Origin of the sequence: Bradyrhizobium rifense, assembly GCF_008123425.1 — a bacterium.
GTDB classification, from domain to species: Bacteria; Pseudomonadota; Alphaproteobacteria; order Rhizobiales; family Xanthobacteraceae; genus Bradyrhizobium; species Bradyrhizobium rifense.
This window is the reverse complement of sequence record NZ_VSSS01000004.1, coordinates 1-15,409: the sequence shown is the minus strand read 5'-3', so window position 1 is coordinate 15,409 and position 15,409 is coordinate 1. Positions and strand designations below refer to the sequence as shown.

Here is a 15,409-nt window from a genome sequence, read left to right as displayed (position 1 = left end):
ACTCCGCCAGGCCAGACGAAGGCAGCGGGATGAGGGCTTGTCTGCCCGCAGACAGCGGACTTTTCGGGCGCCAGAACGGGCCGGCAACAGGCTCGGATGGCAATTGGTTGAAGTGGCGTGTGGGGCGTTGAACGCATGTCGGGCTCATCCCCTTGGGGGCGGATGGATCTGGACATGCCGGCCGGTGAAAGGTGCTCGCACCGATCCACCGCCGGGAGAAACTGAGCCGGATCCACCGGCTGAACTGCGAAGCCTTTGGGCCGAAGAGGTCCTTGGAGGAATCGCGAACCGAAATATCGATCCGGTCGCCTTGCGGAGGCGCTCCGGCTAAAAATAAGGACGGGGCAAGACCATGCGGATTGAGCGGCGCCACACCACTTCGGGACAGTCACCTTACGCCGGGATCGATTTCCGGCTGACCACGTCGGAGATCAGGAATCCCGACGGCTCGGTCGTGTTTAAAATGGACGGCGTCGAGGTCCCGACCGAATGGTCGCAGGTCGCCTCCGACGTGCTCGCCCAGAAGTATTTTCGCAAGGCCGGCGTCGCCGCGCGCCTGAAGAAGGTCGAGGAAGAGTCCGTCCCCTCCTTCCTGTGGCGCTCCGTGCCCGACACTGACGCCCTTAGCCTCCTGCCCGAGAAAGAGCGCTATGTCAGCGAGCTCTCGGCCAAGCAGGTCTTCGATCGGCTGGCCGGCTGCTGGACCTATTGGGGCTGGAAGGGCAAGTACTTCTCCTCCGACGAGGACGCCCAGACCTTCTATGACGAGCTCCGCTACATGCTCGCCATGCAGATGGTCGCGCCGAACTCGCCGCAATGGTTCAACACCGGTCTGCACTGGGCCTATGGCATCGACGGCCCCGGCCAGGGCCATTATTATGTCGACCCTTTCACCGGCAAGCTGACCAAGTCCAAGTCGGCCTATGAGCACCCGCAGCCGCACGCCTGCTTCATCCAGGGCGTCGGTGACGACCTCGTCAACGAGGGCGGCATCATGGACCTCTGGGTCCGCGAAGCCCGCCTGTTCAAATACGGCTCCGGCACCGGCTCCAATTTTTCGCGCCTGCGCGGTGAGGGTGAAAAACTCTCCGGTGGCGGCCGCTCGTCCGGCCTGATGAGCTTCCTCAAGATCGGCGACCGCGCGGCCGGCGCGATCAAGTCGGGCGGCACCACGCGCCGCGCCGCCAAAATGGTCGTCGTCGACGTCGATCACCCCGATATCGAGACCTATATCGACTGGAAGGTGAAGGAGGAGCAGAAGGTCGCGGCCCTCGTCACGGGCTCCAAGATCAACCAGAAGCACCTCAAGCTGGTGCTGAAGGCCTGCGTGAACTGCGAAGGCTCGGGCGACGATTGTTTTGATCCCGAGAAGAACCCTGCGCTCCGCCGCGAGATCAAGCTCGCGCGCCGCAGCCTCGTGCCTGACAATTACATCAAGCGCGTCATCCAGTTTGCGAAGCAAGGCTACAAGGACATCCAGTTCGACGTCTATGACACCGACTGGGATTCGGAAGCCTACCTCACCGTGTCCGGCCAGAACTCCAACAACTCCGTCTCGCTCAGGGACGATTTCCTGCGCGCCGTCGAAACCGACGGTGACTGGAACCTGAACGCCCGCACCTCCAAGAAGGTGACGAAGACGCTGAAGGCGCGCGACCTCTGGGAAAAAATCGGTTACGCCGCCTGGGCATCGGCCGACCCGGGCCTGCACTTCAATACCACGATGAACGACTGGCACACCTGCAAGGCGTCCGGCGACATCCGCGCGTCCAATCCATGCTCGGAATACATGTTCCTGGATGACACGGCGTGCAACCTCGCCTCCGCGAACCTGCTGACGTTCTACAACGTCACCACGAAGCAGTTCGACGTCGCCGGCTACGAGCACCTCTGCCAGCTCTGGACCATCGTGCTCGAAATCTCCGTGATGATGGCGCAGTTCCCGTCGCGCGCGATCGCAGAACTCTCCTACGAGTTCCGCACGCTCGGCCTGGGCTATGCCAACATCGGCGGCCTCTTGATGACCATGGGTCTCTCTTATGACTCGAAGGAAGGCCGCGCGCTCTGCGGCGCGCTGACCGCTGTGATGACCGGCATCACCTACAAGACTTCGGCGGAGATGGCGGCCGAGCTCGGCACCTTCCCCGGCTACAAAAAGAACGCCCAGCACATGCTGCGCGTGATCCGCAACCACCGCCGCGCTGCCCACGGCCAGTCCAACGGCTACGAGGCGCTCAGCGTCAACCCGGTGCCGCTCGACCTCGTCTCCTGCCCGCAGGCTGATATCGTCTCGCGTGCGCAGGCGGCCTGGGATGCGGCGCTCGAGCTCGGCGAGAAGCACGGCTATCGCAACGCCCAGACCACGGTGATCGCGCCGACCGGCACGATCGGCCTGGTGATGGATTGCGACACCACCGGCATCGAACCCGACTTCGCGCTCGTAAAATTCAAGAAGCTCGCCGGCGGCGGCTACTTCAAGATCATCAACCGCGCGGTCCCCGCAGCGCTGCGCGCGCTCGGCTATCGCGAGAGCGAGATCGCGGAGATCGAAGCCTACGCCGTCGGCCACGGCTCGCTCTCCAACGCCCCCGGCATCAACGCCTCGACGCTGAAGGTCAAGGGCTTTACGGACGAAGCCATCGCCAAGGTCGAGAAGGCGCTGCCGACCGCCTTCGACATCAAGTTCGCCTTCAACAAGTGGACCTTTGGCGAGGATTTTATCCGCGATCAGCTCGGCATCGGCGCTGAAGCCATCGCGGCCCCCGGCTTCGACCTGCTCCAGGCCGTGGGCTTCACCAAGCGCGAGATCGAGGCGGCCAACATCCACATCTGCGGCGCGATGACTGTCGAAGGCGCCCCGCATCTGAAGGCGGAACATTACTCCGTGTTCGATTGCGCCAACCCCTGCGGCAAAATTGGAAAACGCTATCTGTCGGTCCAGAGCCACATCCACATGATGGCGGCGGCCCAGCCCTTCATCTCGGGTGCGATTTCCAAGACCATCAACATGCCGAACGACGCAACTGTCGAGGACTGCAAGTCCGCCTACATGCTGTCGTGGAAACTGGCATTGAAGGCCAACGCGCTCTATCGCGACGGCTCCAAGCTCAGCCAGCCGCTCAACTCGCAGCTCATCAGCGATGACGAGGACGAGGACGATGCGGTCGAGAGCCTCTACGAGAAGCCGATGGCGGCGCGTACCGCCCAGGTCTCGGAGAAGATCGTCGAGAAGCTGGTCGAGCGCATCATCGTGATGCGCGAGCGCGAGAAGATGCCGGATCGCCGCAAGGGCTACACCCAGAAGGCGGTCGTCGGCGGCCACAAGGTCTATCTCCGTACCGGCGAATATGACGACGGCCGTCTCGGCGAGATCTTCATCGACATGCACAAGGAAGGCGCAGCACTCCGCTCCTTCATCAACAATTTTGCGATCGCGGTATCCCTCGGTCTGCAATACGGCGTGCCGCTCGATGAATATGTCGATGCCTTCACCTTCACCCGCTTCGAGCCGGCGGGCCCCGTGCAGGGCAACGACAGCATCAAGTACGCGACCTCGATCCTCGACTACGTCTTCCGCGAGCTCGCGGTGAGCTATATGTCGCGCTTCGATCTCGCCCATGTCGATCCGACCGAGTCGAATTTCGACGCGCTCGGCAAGGGCGTGGAAGAAGGCAAGGAGCCGGACGAGGCCCACCACGCCACCAAGCTGGTGTCGCGCGGCCTCACCCGCTCCCGCACCGACAATCTGGTGGTGATGCGCGGCGGCTCGGCCGCAGTCGTCTCCGGCAGCGACAACGCACCGAGCGGCGGCAGCAAGGTCACCGCGCTGGCCTCCCACGGCGCGAGCGCGCGGGTCGGCGATGTCCTGGAAGGCGCAGTCGCGCTGAAGCAGGAAGTGGCCCACGACCTCTCCCCCACGGAGAAGTTAGAGGCCCTCCAGTGGAGCAAGGCCGGCAGCGCCGCAACCGTCGCGGCTCCCTCGAAGGCCGAGCGCCGCGCGGAAGCAAAAGCAAAAGGCTACGAAGGCGAGATGTGCAGCGAGTGCGGCAACTTCACGCTGGTGCGGAATGGCACCTGCATGAAGTGCGATACTTGCGGCAGCACGACGGGGTGTTCGTGAGAAGGTGATTCCCTCTCGTTCATAGCGCATCCATGGAAAGCCGCTCCTTTGAGCGGCTTTTCTTTCATCCAACAGAGCAAACGCTGCGGCCCCCTATGGCCGCGGTGATGAGTTTCGCAAGGCACAAATCATCCTACGATCCTGCTGGATAAAGAAGAGGACCAAATGGCTGATCGCCCAGAGCTACCATACGAAAAGGCGATTGAAGAATCGGCAAAGGCGACCGGGAAAGCGCTCGATGTCGTTCAGTCGATGAGTCCGGCAATCGCGAATGCCTACAACTTTCTAATCGGCGATCGCATCGGTGCAGCCCGTGAACGGAATTTAGATGCAATCACTCGCAAGACGCGGAAAATACTTGAGGAGCGGAAGGTCCAAGAGACCGCGCCCATCCCAGAACAGATAGGCGTCCAACTCCTCGAAGAAGGGCAAGGCGAAACCCGTGAGGCCATTCAGGATCTTTATGCCGCACTGTTAGCCAACGCAATGGACGAGAAGTTCGCTGGCGATGTCCGACCGGAATTCATCCAGACTGTCAAACGATTGCAGCCGATTGACGCGCTAATTCTTAGAACAATCATGCTGCATCATATGGAACCTTCTAATAGGGTGTTTGGAAGCAATCATATCTACGAAGCTCTCAAGGGTTATCGACCAAGCGCGATTGAAGTGAGCCTTGGGAATCTACAAAAATTGGGCTGCTTGGGTTCGCACCCCCAAGGCATGCTTATGTCTCACTTCGGGATGGAATTCATGACTGCGTGCGATCCGCATACTACTAGTAACTCGTAGCAATTTGCGGCGACAGTGCACTCAACTCCTAGGGACCAGCCGGTGCATTTCCGCGGCAGGGTCCCGGGAATTGCGGTGACGGTGCACTAAATTCGTTCGCTACCGCCGAATTTTAGGCGTTGAGTGGGCGACGTCACTTGAGTGCGCTGTCGCCGCAATCGCAGATCGGTTCCGGCTTCGATGCTCATCAATACTCTGCCGCCGAAATTGCCTTTGCGGTCGAGCCCTTCCCGCCTAAACTCCCAGCCCCACCGGCATGGGTACCGGCGGGCCGGTAGAAGCGGAGTCAGATTATGCCCAAACCGGAAAGCTTCCCGATCGAGAAGATCTTCGTTCCCACGAAGCAGAAGAAAGCCATCAAGCCCGAGATCGTCGGGGAGATCGCGGAAAGTATGCTGGAGATCGGACAACAGGCCCCCATTTCCGTTCGGCACGACGGAGACCGCCTCGTTCTGGTCGAGGGACTGCATCGGCTCGAAGCCTGCAAGGCGCTTGGCGAGACAACCATACTCGGTGTCCTGGTCGCGGCGGAGCTTGCTCAACACAAGCCGCTGCTGTCCGAAGGGCCCGAAGTCGAGGCAGAGCGCATCAAGATGGCGCGATTGAGAAAGCTGCGCCTCGAGAAGGAAGCCGCGGAGGCATCGACTTCTGCCTTGAAGAGCGTCAACGAAACGGAAGCGCCGCGAACCCGTCCGACGAAAGGCGTCCGCGACAATCCGAAGGCGTTACCGGGCCGGACTGCGAAATCGACACCGAAAACATTGTCGGACTGGATCACGCAGCAAAAGGGCAGCGGCGGCCGCTATTGATTGCCGGCTCCAAATTACGGCGACAGTGTCGGAGCCTCGCCCCACCCCCGCCCCCGCCATAATTTCTCCTTCGCACGCGCGTTGTGTTGGACAGTGGCGAGGCCTATCCTTCCAGCGATCGGACTGCCGCACTCCCATTGACCCGACTGGATGGAGAGCGCATCGGTGCCTGAAGCGACCGACCCCAAGCCTGATAGCGAAAAGCCTGATGTCCCCAAGCCGGACGTGGCGCGGGCCGATAGCGGGCTGGCGCGTGCCTTTGACCAGATCAAGAGCGCCGAGCAAGACCTTGCGCGGCTGGACCGGCTGGTTTCCGGAATGGAACACGGCAACGACGGCCCGCGGGCCTCGCGGGCAAGTGCCGGTGCGGAGGCAGCCAAGACTGCTGAGAACAAGAGTCCCGAAGACAAGGCTCCCAGGGACAAGGCGCCGACGCCGGATACCAAGGTTCGCGCTCAAGGCCTGAAGGGAGATCGGCCCATGTTACGCGCTTTGGTTATCCTCGTGCTGGCGATCGGCATTCTCGGTGCCGCCTTCGCTTCGCACTATCGCGACGAGGCCAGGTCGATCGTGGCGCGATGGGCTCCGCCGACCGCGACTGCGTCCCCGCAAGCATCGACGGCCGAAACTCCGGCGCAACCGCCGGCCGTGCTACTGGCTGCTGCGGATCAGCCAACTCCGGTGCCTGCGCAGCCGGTCGCCAAGGACACGGAAAGCGCACCAAAACCTGACGCTGCAAGAGCTGGCGCCCCAGCGCCTGACCAGTCGTCGTCCGATCTCGCGCAATCGCTCAAGACCATCACAGGCGAGCTTGCGAGCATCAACGGAAAACTCGAGCAACTGAAGAGCCGCAACGAGCAGACGCTGCGCGAGCAGGCCGACACCATTCAACAGCTCAAGGCGGCGCAGGAGAAGGATGCGGCGGACAATGCACGCCTCGCCGCGCAGGTCCAGGCGCTGCAAACGCAACTGACGACGTCATCCTCATCTGCCCCCGCGAAACCCGCCGTGCGGAGCGTGATGAACAACGACACGGCTGCGCCAGCACGGCCGCACGTCCAAGCGGCCGCACCACGGCGGCCCAGGCCGCCGCCGCGAGGACCCTGGATGCCCCGATACATGGCGGATCCTTACGACGATCCGTATTGGTAGGCCCGCAGGGCGGATTGAGCCGATGGCTCGGAACTCCGCTCGCTGGCCAACCTGTCTGCTCCCCGTCAGCCCGTTGACCTCGATGGGCGTCCTTGCATCGGCGTTCACGGCCACAAGCCTTGGTGCTATCCTGCACAAGACCCATGCCAAGGAAAAGCAAGCGCCTCCTCCCTCTCCTTCGCAGCGTCCGGCGGGGTGCTCGATGGGTGCGAAAGACCTTTGCACGCGCACCGCGGATGGTTCGGATCGCGAGCATCGCGGCGATCCTTCTCGCCACCATCGCGCTCCTAAATCTCGCCTATCACGTCATCCGCAAGCCGACCGAACTGTTCGTCCTCGTCGGCAATTCCCTCGACAAGGACCCCGCAGAGAACTGGCGCCAATACGGCCCGCTCTTCCGCAGCTTCTCCACCGCGACGATCACGCCCGAATTGCTGGCAGCCCTGGCGCAGGTCGAGAGTTCCGGCAATCCGGTGGCGCGCACCTATTGGCGCTGGCGGTGGAGTTTTAATCCGCTTGCGATTTACCGGCCCGCCTCCTCTGCCGTCGGGCTCTACCAGATGACCGATCCGGCCCTCAGCGAGGCCGCGCGGTTCTGTATCCGCGGCAATGTGGTGACGGACAGCGGCTGCGGTTCTACCTTCCTCTACACCCGCGCGATCCCGAGCCACGCGATCGAGCTGGCCTCGGTGTATCTGGATCGCCAGGTGGCTGACGTTCTCGCCCGCGCCGGCGATGTGAAGGCCACCGCGCAGCAAAAGCAGGATCTCGCCGCCTTCATCCATCTCTGCGGCGGGGGTCCCGCCACCGCTTATGCGCGCCGCCACTTTCAGATGATCGCCACCGAGCGCTGCGGCGATCACCTCGTCGCAAGCTATGTCGCGCGGGTCAACGCGATGAAGCGGCAGTTTCAGCGCCTTGCGGCGGACGACGACAATTAGCGGCTACCTCGCCACGCCGACCACCGCCGCCGCCATCTTCCTGTTGCCCTCGACGCTCAGATGACGCCCGTCGGGACCGACACTGCCCGGTTGCCGCCAGACTGACATGTAGGTGCCCCAGACGTCGACGACGCGGATGCCGCGTGCCTTCAACTGGCTCTTGATGGCCGCGATGTTCTCCATGGCTTTGACCGGGCTCATATTGTGCCTGACATCATTGGCCGGATTGTCGCAGAGAAGAACGAGCTTCGTCCCTGCCGGGACGGCGGTCGGCGTACGTGCAAGTGTCGCATCGGTGGTCTCCCCCCACACGCCGGCATTGGCGACGTGAACCTGAGACCCCTTGGCGCGCAACAATCCCTCCAGCAAGGCCGGCCACATCTCGGATTCGGAGACGTTGCCGTGGACCGCGCTATGGCCGAGCGCCACGATCTGCGCGGACGCGGGATTAACCGAGGCGACAACGACGGCTGCAACAGCAAGGAAGAACATTCGGAAATTCGAACAATTCATCGCGCCCTCCAAATATTTTCAAAATCGCTTACACGGAGCTGAATGAATGCCCCGTCGGGATCAGCAACCAATGTTCGCTATTCCGTCTGCGTTTGGCAACTCCCGGAGATCCGTAGCCCGGATGGAGCGCAGCGAAATCCGGGGCCGGTATGTCTCGGGGCGATATCCCGGATTGCGCTTCGCTCCATCCGGGCTACAGGAGTCGATCAGACCGTCGCTTCCGTATCCGGCACTGAGCCTTTTCCGCCGTCCGAGCCTCGCTGCCGGCTGCCGGCCGCAAAGATGTCGTGCACGAGGCCGAGCTTTCCGAGCCCCAAAATGATCAGGCCGTTGATGTCGATCTCGTACCAGGCGTGCGAGAGGTAGGCGTCGCGCGGAAAGCGGTGATGGTTGTTGTGCAGTCCTTCGCCGAAGGTGAGGATCGTGGTCACCAGCTCGTTGGTGGTGCCGTCGTTGAGCTCATAGCGACGGTAGCCCCAGCGACCGTCGCTATGGCAGACCGAGTTGACCATCGAGGTGGCCATGGTCATGAGGTAGCTGCGGAACAGACCTGAGAACAGCACACAGCCGATCATCGTGTGCACGCCGCCAAACGCGTAGCCGATGCCGCCCGGAATGATGATCGCCGACAGCGCGTACCAGTACCAGCGCGTCCTGGTGAAGAACATCGCGATCGGGTCGGCCAGAATATCCCTGGCGTAATATTCGGAATCGGTGGTCGCCTGGTCCCACACCCAGCCGCCCTGCGCGTGCCCCATCCCCTTGGCAAAGCCTTCGATGCGGTTGCCGAAGCCGTCATAGTAGGGGCTGTGGACGTCGCCGGGCTTGTCGGAGTGAAGGTGGTGCCGCCGGTGGTTGCTCACCCATTTCAGGATCGAGCCCTGCACGGCCATCGTGGCGATCGCAGCGAGGATCGTCCGCATCACCGGACCGCAGCGGTAGCTGCGGTGCACGAAGTAGCGGTGCATGAAGCCGATCCCCATCGTGGTCAGCATGAACATGCCGGCGAAGACCGAAATCTCCACCCGTCCGATGCCTTGCCAGAAGGCCCAGATCAGCGCGCCGATCGAGCCCAAGATCATCATGGCGAACGAGATGTAGGAATCGCGAAACTTTGCGTCGACCACCGGACCGTCGACCAGCACGCCCGGCGGCATTTTTGGCGCCAGTTCCCGGTCGGCACCCTGCTCCGGAACCACGCCCTCGATTGCAGTCATTTCAGTCTGTCCGTCGATGGAAAACCAGCGCTTCTGCAACGCAGGGTACAGACGGGCGTTATTTTGAGCAACCCGTGGAAATCGCGGAGGTTAACGCGATGAGGCGGCAATTTCAGTGCCGTAGGGTCGGTAAAGCGAAAGCGTGCCCGCCACATCTGTCGTCCTCAGCGCTTCAAGCCTGATGCGAAAAAGGCCCGGCGAAGAGCCGGGCCTTTTGTTGTTCAGCTACTTCTGCTGCTGGCTCTTCGCATGAGCCTGGTCGGTCTGTTGATGAGCCGACTGAGAGTGCTGTTTTGCACTCTGGGCCTGCTCCTTGCCCTTGGCGTGATCGCCCTTGCCGTGATGCTCGGCTGCGGACCTGTGTGCCTTTGCGGCATTCTCGTGATGCTCGGCAGCCTTGTTATGCTCGTCGCGGGCCATTTGGGGCCTCCATCATTCGCTCCCAGCAGCAACCAAGCCTGCCCTGTGCCGATCGTTCCTGCCGCGATGGCGCAGACCGTGAAGTTAATCCGATCACCTCAGCGTGTGATCGGCATTCACCACCAATACGGCCACCGCCATCCCTCGTAACGAACATATGACGGCACGAACGGCGGGCCGTAGGCATCCACCCGGTCGTCCTCGGGCCGATAGCGATAGCGTGGAACAACATTGTAGTCCCACGGCGTCGGCCGGAGCACGGGTGCCGTGACGATGAGCCTCTCTTGCGGTGCGCGAACGACGACGGCCTTCCGCGTCCTGGCTTCAGCACCTGGCATCCCGAGGCTGCACAGCACCGCGGCCGTACCGAGCGCACACGCAACAGTCCTGATATTCATGCGTTGATCTCCTTGCCCGGGAAGAGTGCAAAAGGACGCAAAGCAAGGCAAGCGAATTTCGATCACGATTGGCATGAATGACGGACGGCGGCTCTGGCGGCTTCAGCCGTCTCTTGCTGAACTTTCCCGGCAGTCAGCCGTTCTCTGTACCAACGGAGGACGGCGATAATGGTGATTGATTTGCGGGCTGTGGCGATCGCGGCGAGTTTTATCCTGGCGTCCATGGCCGTGGCCGCCGCCGAAGGCGCGCAGGAGCAGCCTGCGAGGGTCGCCGCGAGCGCGACCGAAATTACCGCTACGCCACGTCCGATCCGCGTGATCCTCCCGGCGCCCTGGGAACCTGCCCCCGCGTCATCCGGCACACAGGCCATGGTACAGAAATAAGTTCGGCGGAGCGTCACTCGCCGCGTTCGCCGCACAACGGGACCTCATCCTGAGGGCCCGCCGTGGGCGGGCGTCTCGAAGGATGGGCCATAACCGGGCAGTCAGCCTAGGCCGCGTGAGTCTGCGGGCCGGCGCTCCGCGATACGTTGATATCCTTCAAGCACACATCGCTCGGATCGATGGCGAGAATGTTGATGCCGAGACCCATCAGCTGGTAGCCGTTGTCGACGAGCCATTGCTCGAGCTGCCGGATATCCGTCTTGATCTTTTCGATCAGCAGGATCGGGCGGTATGCCTTGATCGTCTCCCGAGCCCCTGCAAGGGCCTCCATCTCCATACCCTCGATGTCGATCTTGATGAAATCGACCCGCGGCAGATTGAGCTCGTCCAGCGTCATCTTCCGGATCAGAACGGTGTTGTCGGCATAGTCGATCTGCTGGCCGATGAATTCGGTGTTCGGGCGCTGCCGCAATTCCAGGCTGCCGAAGCTCGATGGCATAAAATAGTTTGGATTTGGCACCTGCATCGTGCCGGCTTCGGAGGACACGGCCGCATGCACCGCCAGCGCATTGAAGCAGTTGTTGATGGCAATGTTGCCGGCCAGCGCATAGTAGATCCGCTCCTGCGCCTCGATCGCGATCACCGAGCCCCAGCCCGTCATGGCCGAGGCCCATTCGATGGTGTGCACGCCGATATTGGCGCCGCAGTCGATCGCGATCACGCCGTCACCGTGGTGCTTCCGCCGCAAGGCCAGCAGTTCGAGCGCGATCTTGACTTCGCCGGGATCGAACGCGGCGGCCTCGAGGATCTGATGCCCCACGCCGTAGCCGCGGTCCGGGGCGACCATGCGATAGTCGAAGCGATTGACGATCATCGTCCCATGGCTGGACGAGGCCATGACAAAGGCCAGCTTTTGCCCCGCGATCGGCATTGCAGAATCTCCTCGAGCTGAGAGTAGAGGCCACTATCCCCATGCCGGCTTATGCGAGGCTTGTCCCAATCCGCAGGATGGGTGGCAGCCGAGGGGCAATCCCGCCGGTGTCTGGATTGGCGACGTCTTGCCGGATGCAGCGAAGATGCAGGCGCTACAAACGCAACTGACTGCTGCATCCGCGAAACCCGTCGTGCAGAGCGTGATGAACAACGATCCGGCTGCGCCTGCGCGACCGCACGTCCAAGCGGCCGCACCAAGGCAGCCCAGGCCGCCGCGAGGATCCGGGATGCCCCCGCCCTATATGGTCGATCCCTACGGCGATCGGGATTGGTGAGCCGTTAGGGCGAAAGCGATACCCATCACCTTGGCTTCGCCGAGGTGATGGGTGTCGCAAAGGGGTAAATCCATCCTGCGGATTACCGCTCCGTGGCCGGTATCTCGTACACCGACACCGTGGCGGCGATCCCAGTCAGCTGGCGCTCTTGCGTCGCAAGCTCCTCATTGGAGGACTCGCCGACCGAGACGTCCTTCATTCTGCGCTTGACCTCTTCGCATGTCTTGCGGACGTCTTCGGTGAAGAGCGCACATTCTTCAATGCGCTTGAAGATCTTCCGTCCTTCGTCGCGATACCCAGCAGCTGTTTCGCGCATGAAGGCAATCGCATCATGAACCTGGGCTGTCAGCGCTTCGCACTTTTGCGCGGCGTCGATCAACTCGGTGCCCATGGCCTCGATCTCTTTTGCAGCGGACTCATAGTCGCGAATGACCGCCTCTGCACTGAGCGCACCGACGCGCGTGACGCCCTCGGTGTGCTCGACGTAATCAGGTAGAGAAATTGAAGCGATCGAACTTCCCGTGCGAACCGATGCAATATCCGCCTCGAGTTGAACCAGGTTCACGCCTTCCCGTCTGCGCAATTGTTCAACACCTGCCATGATTGATCCTCCCAATACGCACCCGAACCCCAAAGGACATTCAGTGTATTACGGGGATAAGCAGCATTCCTAACCCGATCTGTCGTTGACAGCCCCAGCTTTGCCATTTTGTCCCAGCTGCCAACGCGGCACGCAGCGATAATGGAAGTCATAAGCGCTCAACCTCTCATGATTGCGGCTCGCGAAGATGATAGGTTTCGCATGAGCGCAACCCAACCTGCGGCAAATGAGATCACTCCCATGACACCAGTGCTTCGTATCGCGGCCTTCTCCGACGGCAACACAGGCGGCAATCCTGCGGGCGTCTGGATCGGCGATGCCTTGCCGGATGCCGCAGCGATGCAGGCGATCGCGGCCGAGGTCGGCTTCTCCGAGACCGCCTTTGCCGCGCCCGAGGGTGAGGCATGGCGCGTCCGCTATTTTTCGCCGTTGATGGAGGTGCCCTTCTGCGGACACGCCACCATCGCGCTCGGCGCCGCGCTCGCGCATCGCTACGGCGATCGCAGTTTTGGGCTGAATCTGAACGATGCCGTCATTTCGGTCTCGGGGCAGCGCGACGGCAACACCATCGCAGCCGCGTTGCAGTCACCGCCGACGCGCAGCGCGCCGCTCGATGCGTCGCTGCGGGATGCGTTGCTGGATCTGTTCGGCTACGCCAGCGGCGATCTCGACCCAAAACTGCGGCCTGCAAAAATTCACGGCGGCGCCGGTCATGCCCTGCTGGCGTTGCGATCGCGCGAGGCGCTGGCGCGCATGAATTATGAGTTCGAACGGGGCCGCGCGCTGATGGAGCAAGCGGGCCTGGTCACCATTGCGCTGGTGAAGGTGGAGACGCCGCGCCTGTTCCACGTGCGCAATGCCTTTGCGGCCGGCGGCGTGGTCGAGGATCCCGCAACGGGCGCAGCCGCCGCCGCGTTCGCAGGATACTTGCGCGACATCGGCTGGCCGCACGGCGGCGCCATCGACATCGTCCAGGGCGAAGACATGGGCGCCCGCTCGCTGATCCGCGCCGAGATCGGCGCGGCCAAGGGCGGCTCGATCCGGGTCTCGGGCACGGCGCGGTTCATGGACGCCTGATTCAAAACCGACTAGCGATATAAGCGTAGGTCGGCGCGCGCGGAGAACAATTGATCTGCGTCAAGTGGCCGGCGCGATGCTCATAGGAAGAGATGCAGCGCAATCTCCGGAAAGGATCACCATGAACGGCAATCGGTATTATGGCGTCCGCGTCGAGGGCGCGAAATACGGCGTGGGCTTCGGCTCGGCGCTCGCCATCGCGATCTCCTACACCAACAACCACTCGATTCTGTGGGCGATCATCCATGGGATCCTGGGTTGGCTCTACGTGATCTTCGTCGCGTTGTTTCGCTGACGCCCCGCCACTGTCCTTGCCTAGCTCCGAGATCGAGACCCATCATGACCGACGCCACCAAATGCCCCAACTGCCAGTCGGAGCACGCCTATCAGGATCGCGGCCTCTGGATCTGCCCGGAATGCGCCCATGAATGGAGCCCTGCGGGCGATGCGGCCGCGCAAGCTCCGCAGGAGGCCGGCGTGTGCGATGCCCATGGCAACGTGCTCACTAACGGCGACAGCGTCATCGTGATGAAGGACCTCAAGGTCAAGGGCTCCTCGTCGGTCGTCAAGGGCGGCACCAAGGTCCGCAACATCCGTCTTCAGGAGGCGACCGACGGCCACAACATCGCCTGCAAGATCGACGGCATCGGCGCCATGAACCTGAAGTCGGAGTTCGTGAAGAAGGCCTAGCCGCGCGGACAGCAGCGCAGCTCCATCTCGCGATCTTACCCGCCAAGCAACGCGTCGTACCCCTCCGCGCTGAACGCCAGCAGACAAAACCCGTGCCCGAACGGATCGGCCAGCATCGCGATCCGTCCATAGGGCGCATCGCGCGCAGGCGCCTCCAGGATCGCGCCGGCACGAACCGCGCGCGCCACCGCGGCATCGACATCGTCGACGACGACGTCGAGATGCAGCGGCGTCCAGTGCCGGTTATAGCGGCGGCGGTCGCCACCCGCGCCAAACGTGCCCGCCTGCTTGGTCAGCAGATACACCGGCCCCGGCCAGCCCAGGAGTTCGACGAAGTCAGCGCCGAAGCGGCGGCCGACCGTGAGCCCGAACGCGGCGGTGTAGAAGGTCGTGGCGGCTTCGACATCGGGGACATCGATGTTGAGCAGGACGGTCATGGCGTCATCGGCTCCGTGGTGGCGCGGGTCGGCCTCAACTACCACTTCGGCGGCCCCCTCGTCGCGAAATCCCTGAACGGCGGATCGTAGCACTGGCATCACCCCGCTCCCGCCGCCGTTCGCAGCCGCGGGATTTGGTGCTATGCTCCGGGCGGAGCGGCCGGCCGTCTCGCGTCAAAAACGTGTGCGAGGTTCAAGGCTCGGCTGACGCAGGAGCGCATGATGAAGCATCTTCCACGCCTTTTGCTGGCCTTCACGGCCCCCGCGCTGCTGCTGGGCGCGGTCAGCGCCGCCAACGCCGACGGCCTCTGCGGCCCCGGTTGCCACCCCACAATGACAGGCGCCTGCGTGGTCGATGGCTGGGGCACCGGCGCGCGTGTCTGGAACGAATGCCCGGCCACCGCGCGTCCACGCCCGCCCTGCGGCGGATCGGACTACGTCTGGAGCCCGCGCAAGCAGGCCTGCTTCCCGAAGGCGAAAGACTGGAGCTAAAGCGAGCGCAGCCCGGATGGAGCGCAGCGCAATCCGGGCTACGGGCTGCCATCCATCGCACCTGCCGATCCTGCCATCATGCGCCTGTTTTGCCCGAC

Annotated in this window: 17 protein-coding genes; 10 read left to right on the top strand and 7 right to left on the bottom strand. The window is 62.8% G+C overall.

Annotated elements, in window-relative coordinates:
• Positions 1-352 precede the first annotated feature (352 nt).
• The 5 genes from FXB40_RS01285 to FXB40_RS01265 all read left to right on the top strand — a co-directional run bounded on the left by FXB40_RS01285 (position 353) and on the right by FXB40_RS01265 (position 7,814).
• Positions 353-4,120, top strand: coding sequence for a vitamin B12-dependent ribonucleotide reductase (locus FXB40_RS01285; protein ID WP_148770379.1), 3,768 nt, complete (start codon positions 353-355; stop codon positions 4,118-4,120).
• Positions 4,121-4,285: 165 nt separating this feature from the next.
• Positions 4,286-4,912, top strand: a complete 627-nt coding sequence (locus tag FXB40_RS01280; RefSeq protein ID WP_148770377.1) for an Abi-alpha family protein — start codon at positions 4,286-4,288, stop codon at positions 4,910-4,912.
• Between the two features lie 293 nt (positions 4,913-5,205).
• Entirely contained in the window at positions 5,206-5,721 is a 516-nt protein-coding gene (locus FXB40_RS01275; RefSeq protein WP_148770375.1) for a ParB N-terminal domain-containing protein, read from the top strand.
• 150 nt (positions 5,722-5,871) lie between these two features.
• The gene (locus FXB40_RS01270; RefSeq protein ID WP_148770373.1) at positions 5,872-6,873 is read left to right on the top strand and encodes a hypothetical protein; all 1,002 of its coding nucleotides are present in this window, start codon (positions 5,872-5,874) and stop codon (positions 6,871-6,873) included.
• Positions 6,874-7,016: 143 nt separating this feature from the next.
• On the top strand, positions 7,017-7,814 hold the full coding sequence (locus FXB40_RS01265) for a transglycosylase SLT domain-containing protein (RefSeq protein WP_148770371.1): 798 nt from the start codon (positions 7,017-7,019) through the stop codon (positions 7,812-7,814).
• Positions 7,815-7,817: 3 nt separating this feature from the next.
• On the opposite strand, the gene FXB40_RS01260 is transcribed toward FXB40_RS01265, so the two are convergent.
• The 4 genes from FXB40_RS01260 to FXB40_RS01245 all read right to left on the bottom strand — a co-directional run bounded on the left by FXB40_RS01260 (position 7,818) and on the right by FXB40_RS01245 (position 10,362).
• A complete protein-coding gene (locus FXB40_RS01260; RefSeq protein WP_148770369.1) occupies positions 7,818-8,327 on the bottom strand; it encodes a GDSL-type esterase/lipase family protein in 510 nt (169 codons plus the stop codon).
• A gap of 206 nt (positions 8,328-8,533) precedes the next feature.
• Positions 8,534-9,544 carry an acyl-CoA desaturase gene (locus FXB40_RS01255; RefSeq protein ID WP_148770367.1) on the bottom strand — a complete coding sequence of 337 codons (1,011 nt, stop codon included), beginning with the start codon at positions 9,542-9,544 and terminating at the stop codon, positions 8,534-8,536.
• Between the two features lie 225 nt (positions 9,545-9,769).
• The gene (locus FXB40_RS01250; RefSeq protein ID WP_148770365.1) at positions 9,770-9,964 is read right to left on the bottom strand and encodes a hypothetical protein; all 195 of its coding nucleotides are present in this window, start codon (positions 9,962-9,964) and stop codon (positions 9,770-9,772) included.
• Positions 9,965-10,080: 116 nt separating this feature from the next.
• Positions 10,081-10,362, bottom strand: coding sequence for a hypothetical protein (locus tag FXB40_RS01245; protein WP_148770363.1), 282 nt, complete (start codon positions 10,360-10,362; stop codon positions 10,081-10,083).
• 168 nt (positions 10,363-10,530) lie between these two features.
• Between FXB40_RS01245 and FXB40_RS01240 the strand changes: the two genes are divergently transcribed.
• On the top strand, positions 10,531-10,746 hold the full coding sequence (locus tag FXB40_RS01240) for a hypothetical protein (RefSeq protein ID WP_148770361.1): 216 nt from the start codon (positions 10,531-10,533) through the stop codon (positions 10,744-10,746).
• Positions 10,747-10,852: 106 nt separating this feature from the next.
• Here the strand turns inward: FXB40_RS01240 and FXB40_RS01235 are convergent, their stop codons facing one another.
• Positions 10,853-11,677 carry an FkbM family methyltransferase gene (locus tag FXB40_RS01235; protein WP_148770359.1) on the bottom strand — a complete coding sequence of 275 codons (825 nt, stop codon included), beginning with the start codon at positions 11,675-11,677 and terminating at the stop codon, positions 10,853-10,855.
• A 419-nt stretch (positions 11,678-12,096) separates the two neighbouring features.
• Complete coding sequence (locus tag FXB40_RS01225) at positions 12,097-12,615, bottom strand: hypothetical protein (protein WP_148770357.1); 519 nt, start codon at positions 12,613-12,615, stop codon at positions 12,097-12,099.
• 240 nt (positions 12,616-12,855) lie between these two features.
• On the opposite strand from FXB40_RS01225, the gene FXB40_RS01220 reads away from it, so the two are divergent.
• The 3 genes from FXB40_RS01220 to FXB40_RS01215 all read left to right on the top strand — a co-directional run bounded on the left by FXB40_RS01220 (position 12,856) and on the right by FXB40_RS01215 (position 14,382).
• Positions 12,856-13,692, top strand: a complete 837-nt coding sequence (locus tag FXB40_RS01220; RefSeq protein ID WP_148770355.1) for a PhzF family phenazine biosynthesis protein — start codon at positions 12,856-12,858, stop codon at positions 13,690-13,692.
• A gap of 121 nt (positions 13,693-13,813) precedes the next feature.
• Positions 13,814-13,987 carry a hypothetical protein gene (locus FXB40_RS47565; RefSeq protein WP_018644642.1) on the top strand — a complete coding sequence of 58 codons (174 nt, stop codon included), beginning with the start codon at positions 13,814-13,816 and terminating at the stop codon, positions 13,985-13,987.
• Between the two features lie 44 nt (positions 13,988-14,031).
• On the top strand, positions 14,032-14,382 hold the full coding sequence (locus tag FXB40_RS01215) for a zinc ribbon domain-containing protein YjdM (RefSeq protein WP_148770353.1): 351 nt from the start codon (positions 14,032-14,034) through the stop codon (positions 14,380-14,382).
• Positions 14,383-14,417: 35 nt separating this feature from the next.
• Here the strand turns inward: FXB40_RS01215 and FXB40_RS01210 are convergent, their stop codons facing one another.
• The gene (locus FXB40_RS01210) at positions 14,418-14,918 is read right to left on the bottom strand and encodes a VOC family protein (protein ID WP_246207266.1); all 501 of its coding nucleotides are present in this window, start codon (positions 14,916-14,918) and stop codon (positions 14,418-14,420) included.
• A 123-nt stretch (positions 14,919-15,041) separates the two neighbouring features.
• Between FXB40_RS01210 and FXB40_RS01205 the strand changes: the two genes are divergently transcribed.
• Positions 15,042-15,311: a hypothetical protein gene (locus tag FXB40_RS01205; RefSeq protein ID WP_148770351.1), complete on the top strand. Its 270-nt coding sequence runs from the start codon at positions 15,042-15,044 to the stop codon at positions 15,309-15,311.
• The last annotated feature ends 98 nt before the right edge of the window (positions 15,312-15,409 follow it).